This is a genomic window from Stenotrophomonas sp. 85239_Sma (assembly GCF_056481725.1).
The window spans coordinates 575,970-589,043 of the sequence record NZ_CM151163.1 but is presented as its reverse complement, the minus strand read 5'-3'; the positions used below and the strand labels follow the sequence as shown (position 1 = coordinate 589,043).

At 65.8% G+C, this 13,074-nt stretch carries 13 protein-coding genes; 6 read left to right on the top strand and 7 right to left on the bottom strand.

Going from position 1 to position 13,074, the window contains the following annotated elements; translation table 11 throughout:
- The 3 genes from ACYKG1_RS02685 to ACYKG1_RS02675 are packed head-to-tail and all read left to right on the top strand — an operon-like array spanning position 1 to position 2,396.
- Positions 1-828, top strand: a complete 828-nt coding sequence (locus ACYKG1_RS02685; RefSeq protein ID WP_100471220.1) for an ABC transporter ATP-binding protein — start codon at positions 1-3, stop codon at positions 826-828.
- Positions 829-831: 3 nt separating this feature from the next.
- Positions 832-1,758 carry an MlaD family protein gene (locus tag ACYKG1_RS02680; protein WP_057496696.1) on the top strand — a complete coding sequence of 309 codons (927 nt, stop codon included), beginning with the start codon at positions 832-834 and terminating at the stop codon, positions 1,756-1,758.
- Positions 1,755-2,396, top strand: a complete 642-nt coding sequence (locus tag ACYKG1_RS02675) for an ABC-type transport auxiliary lipoprotein family protein (protein ID WP_262083071.1) — start codon at positions 1,755-1,757, stop codon at positions 2,394-2,396. The genes ACYKG1_RS02680 and ACYKG1_RS02675 overlap by 4 nt, the downstream gene beginning before the upstream one ends.
- A gap of 36 nt (positions 2,397-2,432) precedes the next feature.
- Here ACYKG1_RS02675 and ACYKG1_RS02670 read toward each other — a convergent pair whose 3' ends face one another.
- The gene (locus ACYKG1_RS02670) at positions 2,433-3,020 is read right to left on the bottom strand and encodes an alpha-ketoglutarate-dependent dioxygenase AlkB family protein (protein WP_262083070.1); all 588 of its coding nucleotides are present in this window, start codon (positions 3,018-3,020) and stop codon (positions 2,433-2,435) included.
- Positions 3,021-3,091: 71 nt separating this feature from the next.
- Here ACYKG1_RS02670 and ACYKG1_RS02665 point away from each other — a divergent pair, with 71 nt between their 5' ends.
- Complete coding sequence (locus tag ACYKG1_RS02665) at positions 3,092-4,408, top strand: glycosyltransferase (RefSeq protein ID WP_478471775.1); 1,317 nt, start codon at positions 3,092-3,094, stop codon at positions 4,406-4,408.
- Between the two features lie 22 nt (positions 4,409-4,430).
- On the opposite strand, the gene ACYKG1_RS02660 is transcribed toward ACYKG1_RS02665, so the two are convergent.
- Positions 4,431-5,063, bottom strand: a complete 633-nt coding sequence (locus tag ACYKG1_RS02660; protein WP_478471774.1) for a CoA transferase subunit B — start codon at positions 5,061-5,063, stop codon at positions 4,431-4,433.
- A gap of 1 nt (position 5,064) precedes the next feature.
- Complete coding sequence (locus ACYKG1_RS02655; RefSeq protein WP_478471772.1) at positions 5,065-5,799, bottom strand: CoA transferase subunit A; 735 nt, start codon at positions 5,797-5,799, stop codon at positions 5,065-5,067.
- A gap of 139 nt (positions 5,800-5,938) precedes the next feature.
- Here ACYKG1_RS02655 and ACYKG1_RS02650 point away from each other — a divergent pair, with 139 nt between their 5' ends.
- Positions 5,939-7,285, top strand: coding sequence for a phosphohexomutase domain-containing protein (locus ACYKG1_RS02650; protein WP_478471770.1), 1,347 nt, complete (start codon positions 5,939-5,941; stop codon positions 7,283-7,285).
- 11 nt (positions 7,286-7,296) lie between these two features.
- Entirely contained in the window at positions 7,297-8,700 is a 1,404-nt protein-coding gene (locus ACYKG1_RS02645) for a mannose-1-phosphate guanylyltransferase/mannose-6-phosphate isomerase (RefSeq protein WP_478471768.1), read from the top strand.
- Positions 8,701-8,732: 32 nt separating this feature from the next.
- On the opposite strand, the gene glmS is transcribed toward ACYKG1_RS02645, so the two are convergent.
- From glmS to rfbA, 4 genes are all read right to left on the bottom strand, one after another.
- Complete coding sequence (gene glmS / locus ACYKG1_RS02640) at positions 8,733-10,571, bottom strand: glutamine--fructose-6-phosphate transaminase (isomerizing) (protein WP_478471766.1); 1,839 nt, start codon at positions 10,569-10,571, stop codon at positions 8,733-8,735.
- A 118-nt stretch (positions 10,572-10,689) separates the two neighbouring features.
- Positions 10,690-11,628, bottom strand: coding sequence for a dTDP-4-dehydrorhamnose reductase (gene rfbD, locus ACYKG1_RS02635; protein ID WP_262083061.1), 939 nt, complete (start codon positions 11,626-11,628; stop codon positions 10,690-10,692).
- On the bottom strand, positions 11,625-12,182 hold the full coding sequence (rfbC, locus tag ACYKG1_RS02630) for a dTDP-4-dehydrorhamnose 3,5-epimerase (RefSeq protein WP_262227256.1): 558 nt from the start codon (positions 12,180-12,182) through the stop codon (positions 11,625-11,627). Before rfbC ends, rfbD begins: the two co-directional genes overlap by 4 nt.
- Positions 12,179-13,066: a glucose-1-phosphate thymidylyltransferase RfbA gene (gene rfbA / locus ACYKG1_RS02625; protein WP_262083059.1), complete on the bottom strand. Its 888-nt coding sequence runs from the start codon at positions 13,064-13,066 to the stop codon at positions 12,179-12,181. Before rfbA ends, rfbC begins: the two co-directional genes overlap by 4 nt.
- Positions 13,067-13,074 lie beyond the last annotated feature (8 nt).

Sequence of the window (13,074 nt, the reverse complement as noted above, 5' to 3'; positions counted from 1 at the left end):
ATGAGCACATCCGCCCTCCCCGAAACCCTCGACATGCACGATGGCGACGGCCACGAACTGGCCATCCGCGTGCGTGGCCTGGTCAACCGCTTCGGCAGCCAGACCGTGCACGAAGACCTGGACCTGGACGTGCGCCGCGGCGAGATCCTGGGCGTGGTCGGCGGCTCCGGTACTGGCAAGTCGGTGCTGATGCGCTCGATCCTTGGCCTGCGCACGCCCGACGAGGGCCGGATCGAAGTGCTGGGCCGCGATGCGCGTGCCGACGATGCCGAGAGCCGCCTGCACATCGAGCGCAACACCGGCGTGCTGTTCCAGGACGGCGCCCTGTTCTCCTCGCTGACCGTGGGCGAGAACGTGCAGGTGCCACTGAAGGAACACCATCGCGAACTGCCCGAACGCTGGCACTACGAACTGGCGCTGCTGAAAGTGAAACTGGCCGGCCTGCCCGCCGACGCGATCAACAAGCTGCCCTCGCAGCTGTCCGGCGGCATGCGCAAGCGCGCCGGCCTGGCCCGGGCGCTGGCGCTGGATCCGCCGCTGCTGTTCCTGGACGAACCCACCGCCGGCCTCGACCCGATCGGCGCGGCGGCATTCGACCGCCTGATCAAGACCCTGCAGGAAGCGCTGGGGCTGACCGTGTTCCTGATCACCCACGACCTGGACACGCTGTACGCCATCTGCGACCGCGTCGCCGTGCTGGCCGACCGCAAGGTGGTGGCCAACGCGCCGCTGCCGGACATCGAGAAACTGGATCATCCGTGGATCCAGGAATACTTCCACGGACCCCGCGCGCGCGCCGCGCGTGGCGAACAGATCGAGAGTGCCTGAGCCATGGAAACCAAAGCCAACTACGTGCTGATAGGCGCGTTCACCCTGATCACCGGCCTGGCCCTGCTGGCCTTCGGCCTGTGGGCGGCCAAATACTCCTCCGACCGCACCTGGCAGGAATACCGCGTGGTCTTCCGCGAAGCGGTGACCGGGCTGTCGGTGGGCAGCCCGGTGCAGTACAACGGCATCGCGGTGGGCTCGATCACCGAACTGAACCTGGTGCCGGACGACCCGCGCCAGGTGGTCGCGCGCATCCGCCTGAACTCGACGACACCCGTCAAGACCGATACCCGCGCCAAGCTGGCGATCACCAGCCTGACCGGCCCGTCGATCATCCAGCTCAGTGGCGGCACGCCGCAGTCACCGGCGCTGACCACGGTCAACAAGGACCCGGCACCGATCATCCCGACCACCCCTTCCGCGCTGCAGAACATCACCGACGTCGCCAACCGCATCGTCGAGCGCATGGACCAGATCCTCAGCGACCGCAACGTGGCCTCGATCAACGCCACGCTGGCCAATCTGGAGACGATCAGCGGCGGTCTGGCCGACCGTGACCAGGGCACCCAGGCACTGCTGCTCAGCGCGCGCGATGCCGCCCGCAGCCTGGACACCACGCTGAAGACCACCAACGGCACCATCGAGCGCCTGGACAAGAACCTGGTGCAGCAGCTGCCGGGCATCATCGACAAGCTCGACGCTACCCTGGCCAAGCTCGACTCGGCCGCTGGCAACGCCGATTCGATCCTCGGCGAGAACCGCGCCGCGATCAACAGCTTCGCCAATGATGGCCTTGGCCAGCTGGGCCCGACGCTGACCGAACTGCGCGGCCTGATCCGCGACCTGCGCCGGGTCAGCGACCGTCTCGAGAACAATCCCGCGCGCTACCTGCTGGGCCGCGACGCACCGAAGGAGTTCGAACCCAAATGAGCCCGACCACCCTTCCGCGCCTGCTGCTGGCCATTTCGATGGTTTCCCTGCTGGGCGGCTGTTCCATTCTTGGCAGCAGCGAGAAGACCGCGGTGACGCTGTACTCGCCCGCCGTGCAGGTGAAGGCCGACCCGGCGTGGCCGCAGGCCAGCTGGCAGCTGGTGCTGGCCAAGCCCAGCGCCGCGCGCATGGTCGACAGCCCGCGCATCAATGTGCGCCCAACACCGTCGCAGATGGAGATCTACAAGGGTGCCAGCTGGGCGCAGCCGGCCACCGACATGATCGAAGACACCCTGCTGCGCGGGTTCGAGGATTCCGGCCGCATCCGTGGCGTGGCCCGCGTGGCCGCCGGCATCCGTGCCGACTACAAGCTGTCCACCGACGTGCGCCGATTTGAATCGGATTACCAGGGCCAGGCTACGCCAACCGTGGTGATCGAAGTCAACGCCAAGCTGATCCACGTCGCCGACCAGCGCGTGGTGGCCGACCGCACCTTCCGCCAAACGCAGCCGGTGGGCAGCACCGACGTACCAGCCGTGGCCGCCGCGTTCGAGCGCGGCCTGCAGCAGCTGGCGCAGGACGTGGTGGGCTGGACGCTGGTGAGCGGGCAGGCCGATCAACCGACCGTTGCACGCTGATCGCCGCATTCGCCGGGCCGTGCCCGGCAGCAACCCTCACCTTGGCGTGATCCAGCGGAAGGTCAGGTTGATTCGTTCGCCCTGCACCCGCGCCATCTTCGGCAGCGCGTGCTGGTAGAAGCGCTGGGTTTGCCCGGCCATCAGCAGCAGGTCGCCATGGCCCAGCACGAATTCGGCCTTGCGCGCCGGTTCGTCGCGGCGTCGCAGCAGGAATCGGCGCGCAGCGCCCAGGCTCAGCGAAGCAATCACCGGGGCCGGCCCCAGCTCCGGCTCGTCATCGCTGTGCCAGCCCATGTAGTCACCGCCGCTGCGATAGCGGTTCAGCAGCACGCTGTTGAAGCGGCCGCGGCCTTCCGCTTCCAGGCGCCCGCGCACGGCCTGCAACACGGGCGGCCATGGGTGTGGCACAAACTCGGCACCGGAGTAGCGGTAGCGCGCCTGCGGGTCACCGATCCAGCAGCTCAGCCGCGGCGAGTCCACCCAGTTGCCGAACATGCGGATGCGATGGGTTTCCCAGGGCACCTCGGCCTGCAGCGAGGACAGCAGCTGGTCGGCGTCGGACGCAGCCAGCCAGCCCGGCAGGTGCAGGACATCGGCATCGGGCAGGTCGTGGGGGAACAGCATGGTCACACGCTAGCACGCCGCCCTCGCGGCCAGCGACTATGATGGACGCCCGTACCGCAACGTACCCCCCGATGATCATGACGTTGAAGCACTCCTGGTACAGCCTCAAATGGCGGTCGCACCAGGCATCGCGGCGGCTGGCTCTGGTGATCCGGAATCTGCAGGATGTTGGCCTGGTCGGCACCCTGTGCAAGATCAAGATCGCCTTGCGCCGGCAAGTAACTGCAGAAGCACTTGGGACGCCAACCGATCACCTTGGCACTCCCGATGAAAGCAGCGATGCCGCGCTATCTTCCCAGCCCGGGTACGTGCTTGTACTGGACGCCAATGCCCCGGATCCGACCCGCGATTCCGGCTCGGTAAGAATGGGCAGGATCCTGCAATCCATAAGCGAGCTGGGATTCCGGCCGGTCTTCATGCCAGACAACGGGGTTATCAGCGCCAGCAACAAAAGCTTCCTGGATGCCATCGGCGTAGAGCTGATTGGCGTTCCCGGTCGTCCCAGACTCGATCAATGGCTGAATGTCCACAGCCATCAGGTTCGTGCTGCCCTGCTCAGCCGACACCATGTCGCGGCAGCGCACATCGCGCTGATCCGTGACCACGGCGTTGGAAAAGTCATCTTTGATACTGTCGACCTGCATCATGTCCGCGAGCAGCGCGCCGCCCATCTGCGGCAGGACGCGAAGCTGCAACGCCAGGCGGTCAGGACACGGCAGAGTGAAATCGCCCTGATTAAGGCTAGCGATGCAACGCTGGTGGTGAGCCAGGCGGAGCTGGAACTGTTGCAGGCCGAACTACCCGGCAGCGATATCCGGCTCCTGTCCAACATCCACGATGTTCACGGTGAGACACGCTGCTTCCAGGAAACCGCAGGGGTGTACTTCGTTGGAGGCTACTCCCACCACCCAAACCAAGAAGCCCTGGAATGGCTGGTCAACGAGATTCATCCACGGATCAGGGCGCAACGACCGGAGATCGTCCTGCACCTGATTGGCGAGATCCCCGAAGCTGTTGCTGCACGGTACGCTCGCGAAGGCGTGGTTGTTCATGGGCATGTGGCATCACTCCAGCCGTTTCTTGCCGGATGCAGGGTCGCCCTGGCTCCGCTGTTGTCTGGGGCGGGAGTCAAAGGCAAAGTCAACGAAGCAATGAGCTACGGCATCCCCGTTGTAGCCACACCGATCGCTGCCGAGGGCATGTTCCTCGTAGATGGCAGGAATGCCCTGATTGCAGCCGACGCTGAAGAATTCAGCGCTGCAGTCCTGCGCCTGTACTCGGATGAAGTGCTGTGGTCGCGCATCTCGGAACAGGGCTACCACAACATTCGTGACCACTTTTCCAGCGATGCCGCGCGCAGGAGTCTCGAGGAACTCCTGCGCGCCTGACAATCCGTGCTGGGCGATCTCCTCAATCGCGAGCGAATACGACGCCGGTCTTTTCCTTCAGCTCTTCATCGCTGACACCCGGCGCAGCCTCCACCAGCTGCAGACCGGCATCGGTGACGTCGAACACAGCGAGGTCGGTGATGATGCGATCAACCACGCCGACGCCGGTCAGCGGCAGCGAGCACTCGGGCAGGATCTTGTGCTCGCCGTTCTTGGCGGTGTGCTCCATCAGCACCACCACGCGCTGCACGCCGGCCACCAGGTCCATCGCGCCGCCCATGCCCTTGACCATCTTGCCGGGCACCATCCAGTTGGCCAGGTCACCCTTGTCGGTCACCTGCATGGCACCGAGGATGGCCAGGTTGACGTGGCCGCCGCGGATCATCGCGAAGCTGTCGTGGCTGCCGAAGTAGCTGGCGCCGGCACGTGCGGTGACGGTCTGCTTGCCGGCGTTGATCAGGTCGGCGTCCACTTCGGCGTCGGTCGGGAACGGGCCGATACCGAGCAGGCCGTTCTCCGACTGCAGCCACACATCCACCCCTTCGGGAATGTGGTTGGCAACCAGCGTCGGCAGGCCGATGCCCAGGTTCACGTAGGCGCCATCGGTCAGCTCCTGGGCGGCGCGTGCCGCCATCTCGTCACGGGTCCACGCCATGTCAGTTGCCCTCCGCGCGGATGGTGCGCTGTTCGATTCGCTTCTCAGGATGCGCGTTGTGCACGATGCGGTGCACGTAGATACCCGGCAGGTGCACCTGGTCCGGGTCGATGGCGCCGACCGGCACCACCTCTTCCACTTCCACGATGCAGACCTTGCCGGCCATCGCGCAGGCCGGGTTGAAGTTGCGTGCGGTCTTGCGGAACACCAGGTTGCCGGCCTCGTCGGCCTTCCAGGCCTTGACCAGTGCCACGTCGGCGCGCAGCGCAGTCTCCATCACGTAGTGCTTGCCGTCGAACTCGCGGGTTTCCTTGCCCTCGGCCACCACCGTGCCATAGCCGGTGGCAGTGAAGAACGCCGGAATACCCGCGCCACCGGCACGCAGGCGCTCGGCCAGGGTGCCCTGCGGGTTGAACTCAAGCTCCAGCTCGCCGGCCAGGAACTGCCGCTCGAATTCCTTGTTCTCGCCCACGTAGGACGAAATCATCTTCTTGATCTGCCGCGTTTCCAGCAGCTGGCCCAGGCCGAAACCATCGACGCCGGCGTTGTTGGAGATCACGGTCAGGCCCTTGGCGCCACTGTCGCGCAGCGCAGCGATCAGCGCCTCGGGAATGCCACACAGGCCAAAGCCGCCCACGGCCAGGGTCTGGCCATCGGCGACCACCCCCCGCAGGGCCTCCGCCGCACTGGCGAAGCGCTTGCCGCGCTTTCCGCCGGTCGTTGCCGGGTTGCTCATCTACGCCCTCACCTCGTTGATGTAATCCGCCCATTCTAGGCCAGCGCACCGACCGGTCACGTGGCGTTGCGGCATGGAAACGATTCCCATACAGGACTGGGACTACAATCTTGGGCTGAGCTCCCCAAGGATCCGATCGATGCCCCTGCCCGCCTTCAAGGCCTATGACATCCGCGGCCGCGTGCCGGAAGAACTGAACGAAGACCTGGCGCGCCGCATCGGCGTGGCCCTGGCGGCGCAGCTTGCACCGGGCCCGGTGGTACTGGGCCATGACGTGCGCCTGACCAGCCCCGCGCTGCAGGACGCATTGGCCGCGGGCCTGCGCGGCACCGGGCGCGAGGTGATCGACATCGGCCTGTGCGGCACGGAAGAAGTCTATTTCCAGACCGACCATCTGGGCGCGGCCGGCGGCGTGATGGTCACCGCCAGCCACAACCCGATGGACTACAACGGCATGAAGCTGGTCAAGGAGAACGCGCGCCCGATCAGTTCGGATACCGGCCTGTTCGCGATTTCCGACGCCGTGGCCGCCGATACCGGCGCGCCGCAGCCGCCGAGCGCAACGCAGACCGCCCGCCACGACAAGAGCGCCTACATCGACCACCTGCTGAGCTACGTCGACGCCAGCAAGCTCAAGCCGCTGAAGCTGGTGGTGAACGCCGGCAACGGCGGCGCCGGTGCCATCGTCGACCTGTTGGCACCGCACCTGCCGTTCGAGTTCATCCGCATCTGCCACGAGCCGGACGGCAGCTTCCCCAACGGCATTCCCAACCCGCTGCTGCCGGAGAACCGCGCCGCTACCGCCGATGCGGTGCGTGAACACGGTGCCGATTTCGGCATTGCCTGGGATGGTGACTTCGACCGCTGCTTCTTCTTCGACCACACCGGCCGCTTCATCGAGGGCTACTACCTGGTCGGTCTGCTGGCCAAGGCGATCCTGGCACGCAATCCCGGCGGCAAGGTCGTGCATGACCCGCGCCTGGTCTGGAACACCGTGGATATGGTCGAACAGGCCGGCGGTGTGCCGGTGCAGTGCAAGAGCGGCCACGCCTTCATCAAGGAAAAGATGCGCGCCGAAGACGCCGTGTACGGTGGCGAGATGAGCGCCCACCACTATTTCCGCGAGTTCGCCTATGCCGACTCCGGCATGATCCCGTGGCTGCTGATCGCCCAGCTGGTTTCCGAAAGCGGGCGCTCGCTGGCCGACTGGGTCGAAGACCGCATGGCCGCCTATCCGTGCAGTGGCGAGATCAACTTCAAGGTTGCCGATGCCAAGGCCGCCGTCGCGCGCGTGATGGAACACTTCGCCGCGCAGTCGCCGGCGCTGGACCACACCGACGGCATCAGCGCCGACTTCGGCGACTGGCGCTTCAACCTGCGCAGCTCCAACACCGAGCCGCTGCTGCGCCTGAATGTTGAAGCCCGAGGCGATGCCGCGCTGATGCAGGCGCGCACCGACGACATTTCCCGCCTCATCCAGCAGTAACCGAGGAACGCATGAGCAGCATCCAGCCCGTCATCCTGTCCGGTGGATCCGGTACCCGCCTGTGGCCGCTTTCGCGCGAGGCGTATCCGAAGCAGTTCCTGCCCTTGGCGGGCGAGCTGACGATGCTGCAGGCCACCTGGAAGCGCGTCGCACCGATTGCCTCGCGTGGGCCGCTGGTGATCGCCAACGAAGAGCACCGCTTCGTCGCCGCCGAGCAGCTGCAGCAGGTCGGCGCCGAGCCAGCCGCGATCATCCTTGAGCCGGTCGGTCGCAACACCGCCCCGGCGATCGCGGTGGCCGCGCTGGAAGCCACCCGCGACGGCGCCGACACCCTGCTGCTGGTGCTGCCTTCCGATCATGTGATCACCAACGAGGCCGCGTTCCGCAGCTCTGTACAGGCCGCCGCCGCCGCTGCCGAAGCCGGCAAGCTGGTCACCTTCGGCATCGTGCCAACCGGCCCGGAAACCGGCTACGGCTACATCAAGGCCGCCGATGGCCAGGGCCTGCGCGCGGTCGAGCGCTTCGTCGAGAAGCCCGACCTGGACACCGCCACCGGCTACGTCAGCAGCGGCCAGTACTACTGGAACAGCGGCATGTTCCTGTTCAAGGCCTCGCGCTACCTGCAGGAGCTGGAACGCTTCCAGCCCGCCATGCTGGCCGGCAGCCGCCAGGCCTGGCAGCAGGCGCGTCGCGATGCCGACTTCACCCGCCTGGACAAGGACGCCTTCACCGCCGTTCCGTCCGATTCCATCGACTATGCGGTGATGGAGAAGACCGCCGATGCCGTGGTGATTCCACTGGATGCGGGCTGGAGCGATGTCGGCTCGTGGACCGCGCTGCGCGATGTCTCGCAGCAGGACGGCGATGGCAATGCGCACCAGGGCGATGTGATCGCCATCGACTGCCGCAACACCTATGCCTATGCACAGCGCCTGGTGGCACTGGTCGGCCTGGATGACGTGATTGTCGTCGAGACCGAGGACGCGGTGCTGGTCGGCAAGGCCGACCGCATGCAGGACGTCAAGACGGTGGTCGCTCAGCTCAAGGCCGAAGGCCGCAGCGAGGCCACCTGGCATCGCAAGGTCTATCGCCCGTGGGGCGCCTACGATTCGATCGACAACGGCGAGCGCTTCCAGGTCAAGCGGATCACGGTCAAGCCGGGCGGCACGCTGAGCCTGCAGATGCACCACCATCGTGCCGAGCACTGGATCGTGGTCAGCGGCACCGCCGAGGTGACGCGTGGCGATGAAGTGATCCTGCTCAGCGAGAACCAGAGCACCTACATTCCGCTGGGCGTGACCCACCGCCTGCGCAACCCGGGCAAGCTGCCGCTGGAACTGATCGAAGTGCAGTCCGGCAGCTATCTGGGTGAGGATGACATCGTGCGGTTCGAGGATACCTACGGGCGCAGCTAAGAGAAGAAGGCCGGTCTTTGACCGGCCATCTTTCATTCCACTGTGACGCTCTTGGCGAGGTTGCGCGGCTTGTCGACATCCGTACCTCGCGCCAGCGCGGTGTGATATGCGAGCAGCTGTACCGGAATGGTGTGCACCACTGCACTCAGCGCGCCCACGTGCCTCGGCGTGCGGATGACATGAACGCCCTCGGACTCCATGAAGTGGCTATCCTGGTCGGCGAACACGAACAGCTCGCCTCCGCGCGCACGCACTTCCTGCATGTTCGACTTCACCTTCTCCAACAGGCTGTCGTTGGGCGCGATCACCACCACCGGCATGTCTTCGTCCACCAGTGCCAGCGGGCCGTGCTTCAGCTCGCCGGCCGGGTAGGCCTCGGCGTGGATGTAAGTGATTTCCTTGAGCTTGAGTGAACCCTCGAGTGCGATCGGGAAGTGCATGCCACGACCCAGGAACAACGCGCTGCTCTTGCGCGCGAACCGCTCGGCCCAGGCGGCGATCTGCGGCTCCATGTTCAGCGCGTGCTGCACGCTGCCCGGCAGGAAGCGCAGCTGCTCCAGGTAGTCCGCTTCCTGAGCCGCGTCGATACGGCCATGCAGCTTGCCCAGCACCACGGTCAGCTGGAACAGTGCGGCCAGCTGGGTGGTGAAGGCCTTGGTCGAGGCCACGCCGATCTCGGCACCGGCACGGGTGTAGCAGACCAGCTCACTGGCGCGCGGAATCGCGCTCTCCGGCACGTTGCAGATCGACAGCGTGTGCGTGTGGCCCAGCGACTTGGCGTACTTCAGCGCTTCCATCGTATCCAGCGTTTCGCCGGACTGGGAGATGGTGACGATCAGGTGCTTCGGGTTCGCATAGGCGGCGCGGTAGCGGTACTCGCTGGCGATCTCCACGCTGCACGGCAGGCCGGCGATGGCTTCGATCCAGTAACGCGCGGTCAGGCCGGCGTAATAGCTGGTGCCGCAGGCGATGATCTGCACGCCTTCGATGCCTGACAGCACGGCCTCGGCATTCTTGCCGAACAGCTCGGCCGGGAAACCACCGGCGTCGATCGCCGCCTCGATGGTGTCGCCCAGCGCGCGCGGCTGCTCGTGGATTTCCTTCTGCATGAAGTGGCGGTACGGGCCCAGCTCCAGCGATGCCAGCGATACGTCGGACAGGTGCACCTCGCGCTCGATCGGCTGGTCATGCTCGTCGAAGATGCGCACGCCCTCGCGGCGGATCTCGGCGGTGTCGCCCTCTTCCAGGAAGATCACCTTGCGGGTGGCCGAAATCACCGCCGAAACGTCGGAGGCGACGAAGTTCTCGCCCTCGCCCAGGCCCACCAGCAACGGGCAGCCCATGCGCGCGCAGACAAAGCGCTCCGGCTCGGCGCGGCTGACCACAGCCAGCGCGTAGGCACCGGTCAGCTCCTTCACCGTGCGCTGCAGCGCCACCAGCAGGTCGTCGCCGTCCTTCAGGTGGTGATGGATGAGGTGCGCGATGACTTCGGTATCGGTCTGCGATTCGAAGGTGTAACCCAGGGCACGCAGCTTCTCGCGCTGCTCCTCGTGATTTTCGATGATGCCGTTGTGCACCAGCGCCACGCCGTGGCTGATGTGCGGATGCGCGTTGGCCTCGGTGACGCCCCCGTGGGTGGCCCAGCGGGTGTGGCCGATGCCCAGCACTGCATTGAATCCTTCGGCCTCGGCCGCCGTAGCCATTTCCGACACGCGACCGGTGCGACGCACCCGGCGTACCTCGGGGCGCTCGGTGTGGTCGATCACCGCGATGCCGGAGGAATCGTAACCGCGGTACTCAAGCCGCTTCAGACCCTCGATCAGCACCGGCACTACGTCGCGATCGGCGATTGCACCCACGATTCCACACATGTCACGCGATTCCTTGAAGACGATCGGCGCATTCTAGCCTGCGTGCCCCGCTTCCCCCTCCTGTCCGCTTAATGAAAGTGTCCGGAAAGGTGTCTGCACTGCCGGTGGGGAAATCGGTTTAGTTCGTCCTGGACGCCTCGCCCCCAGCGGGCTCATCCAGCAAGCGCTTGATTTCATTCATCACGACGGCCAACCCCTCACGCCAGTTCGGGAGAGGAGTGCCTAGGGCCTGCTGCAGCCTGCGGTTGTCCAACACCGACCAAGCCGGGCGCTTGGCCGGGGTCGGATACTCGCAACTGGGAATCGCCTCAACCGTCGGCACCTTGGCTAACACGCCGGTGGCCAACGCTTCGGCGAAGATCGCCTCGGCGAACCCATGCCAACTGGTCTGGCCGCTGGCGGTCAGGTGCCAGGTACCAGACAACTGGCCCGGATGCTGCAGTGCCTGCGCGGTGACATCGGCGATCAGCGCAGCCGGCGTCGGTGCACCGATCTGGTCGGCCACCACCCGCAGCGCATCGCGCTCAGCGCCCACGCGCAGCATGGTGCGCAGGAAATTCGCGCCGTGCGAGGCATACACCCACGCCGTGCGGAAGATCAGATGGCGGCCACCGGCCGCACGCACCGCGTCCTCACCATCGCGCTTGCTGGTGCCGTACACGCCCAATGGCGCGGTCGGCTCGTCCTCGCGGTAGGGCGCGCTGCCCTGGCCATCGAACACATAGTCGGTGGAGTAATGCACGAACGGCACGCCGTGCGCCGCACACCAGCGCGCGATCACGCCCGGTGCCTGCGCGTTGGCCGCGAACGCGGCCTCCACGTCCTGCTCGGCACGGTCTACGGCGGTGTAAGCGGCCGCATTGACCACCAGCGACGGCTGCACGCGATCCAGCAGTGCCGGCAGGCTGTCAGGCTGGCTGAAGTCGGCGGTTTCGCAGACACTGCCATCCGGCAGCGTGCCGCTGCGGGTGGTGGCGACCACTGCACCCAGCGGGGCCAGCGCGCGCAGCAGTTCCTGGCCGACCTGGCCGTTGCCTCCGAACACCAGCACCGTCATGGGATGTAGACCGGCAGGCGGTCCTCGGCGATGTCCTTCAGGAACGGTGCGTTTTCATCCTTGGCCGACAAGGTCGGTGCACTGACTGGCCAGTCCACAGCGATGTCCGCATCATTCCAGCGCACGCCGGCATCGAAGTCCTTCAGGTAGACCTCGGTGCACAGGTAGTTGAACACCGCACGCTCGGACAGAACGGCAAAGCCGTGGGCAAAGCCTTCCGGAATCAAAAACTGCTTCTTGTTCTCCGCGCTCAGCACCACCGCTTCCCACTGGCCGAAGGTCGGCGAGCCGCGACGGATGTCGACGGCGACGTCATAGACCTCGCCTTCCAGCACGCTGACCAGCTTGCCCTGCGGCCGCGGCCACTGGTAATGCAGGCCGCGCAGCACGCCCTGCGCGGAAGTGGAGACGTTGCTCTGCACGAAACGGTCCGGCAGGCCCAGCGCGGCGAAGCGCTCGGCGTTCCAGGTTTCGAAGAAGTAACCGCGGGCATCACCGAACACGGCCGGCTCGATCACCACGCAGCCGGGCAACCTGGTTTCAATCACTTTCACGGAACGACTCCACGCAGGGCGAGTTTATGCAGGTATTCGCCGTAGCTGTTCTTGATCAACGGCGCGGCCAGCGCTTCCAGTTGTCCAGCGTTGATCCAGCCCTTGCCGAACGCGATTTCCTCGGGACAGCAGACCTGCAGGCCCTGACGGGTCTGGATGGTCTCGATGAAGTTGGACGCCTCCAGCAGCGACTGGTGGGTGCCGGTATCCAGCCACGCGTACCCACGGCCCAGGGCCTCCAGGTGAAGGTTGCCTTCGGCCAAGTAACGCTTGTTGAGATCGGTGATCTCCAGTTCGCCACGCGGCGACGGCTTCAGCTCGGCTGCGTAGTCGCTGGCCTTGCCGTCGTAGAAATACAGGCCGGTCACCGCATAGTTCGAGCGTGGGCTTTCCGGCTTCTCGACCAGATCGATCACCTTTCCGCTCTGGTCGAACTCGGCTACGCCGTAACGTTCCGGATCATGCACCCAGTAGCCGAACACGGTCGAACCGTGCACCCGCTCGTCTGCACGCTTGAGTACCTCACGCAGACCATGCCCATGGAAGATATTGTCGCCCAGCACCAAGCAGCTCGGCTTGCCGGCAACGAAGTCGCGGCCGATCAGGTAGGCCTGGGCCAGGCCATCCGGGCTCGGCTGCACCGCGTACTGGATGTCCATACCCCACTGCGAGCCGTCGCCCAGCAGCTGCTGGAACAGCGCCTGCTCATGCGGCGTATTGATGATCAGCACTTCGCGGATGCCCGCCAGCATCAACACGCTGAGCGGGTAGTAGATCATCGGCTTGTCATACACCGGCAGCAGCTGCTTGCTGACACCCTTGGTGATCGGATACAGCCGGGTGCCGGAGCCACCGGCGAGGATGATGCCCTTGCGCTGGGTCATGTCGTCTC

Bases quoted from the DNA above. Each gene is read 5' to 3' on its own strand.
- ACYKG1_RS02685 (WP_100471220.1), top strand. From the start codon at position 1: ATGAGCACATCCGCCCTCCCCGAAACCCTCGACATGCACGATGGCGAC.
- ACYKG1_RS02680 (WP_057496696.1), top strand. From the start codon at position 832: ATGGAAACCAAAGCCAACTACGTGCTGATAGGCGCGTTCACCCTGATC.
- ACYKG1_RS02675 (WP_262083071.1), top strand. From the start codon at position 1,755: ATGAGCCCGACCACCCTTCCGCGCCTGCTGCTGGCCATTTCGATGGTT.
- ACYKG1_RS02670 (WP_262083070.1), bottom strand. From the start codon at position 3,020: ATGCTGTTCCCCCACGACCTGCCCGATGCCGATGTCCTGCACCTGCCG.
- ACYKG1_RS02665 (WP_478471775.1), top strand. From the start codon at position 3,092: ATGATCATGACGTTGAAGCACTCCTGGTACAGCCTCAAATGGCGGTCG.
- ACYKG1_RS02660 (WP_478471774.1), bottom strand. From the start codon at position 5,063: ATGGCGTGGACCCGTGACGAGATGGCGGCACGCGCCGCCCAGGAGCTG.
- ACYKG1_RS02655 (WP_478471772.1), bottom strand. From the start codon at position 5,799: ATGAGCAACCCGGCAACGACCGGCGGAAAGCGCGGCAAGCGCTTCGCC.
- ACYKG1_RS02650 (WP_478471770.1), top strand. From the start codon at position 5,939: ATGCCCCTGCCCGCCTTCAAGGCCTATGACATCCGCGGCCGCGTGCCG.
- ACYKG1_RS02645 (WP_478471768.1), top strand. From the start codon at position 7,297: ATGAGCAGCATCCAGCCCGTCATCCTGTCCGGTGGATCCGGTACCCGC.
- glmS (WP_478471766.1), bottom strand. From the start codon at position 10,571: ATGTGTGGAATCGTGGGTGCAATCGCCGATCGCGACGTAGTGCCGGTG.
- rfbD (WP_262083061.1), bottom strand. From the start codon at position 11,628: ATGACGGTGCTGGTGTTCGGAGGCAACGGCCAGGTCGGCCAGGAACTG.
- rfbA (WP_262083059.1), bottom strand. From the start codon at position 13,066: ATGACCCAGCGCAAGGGCATCATCCTCGCCGGTGGCTCCGGCACCCGG.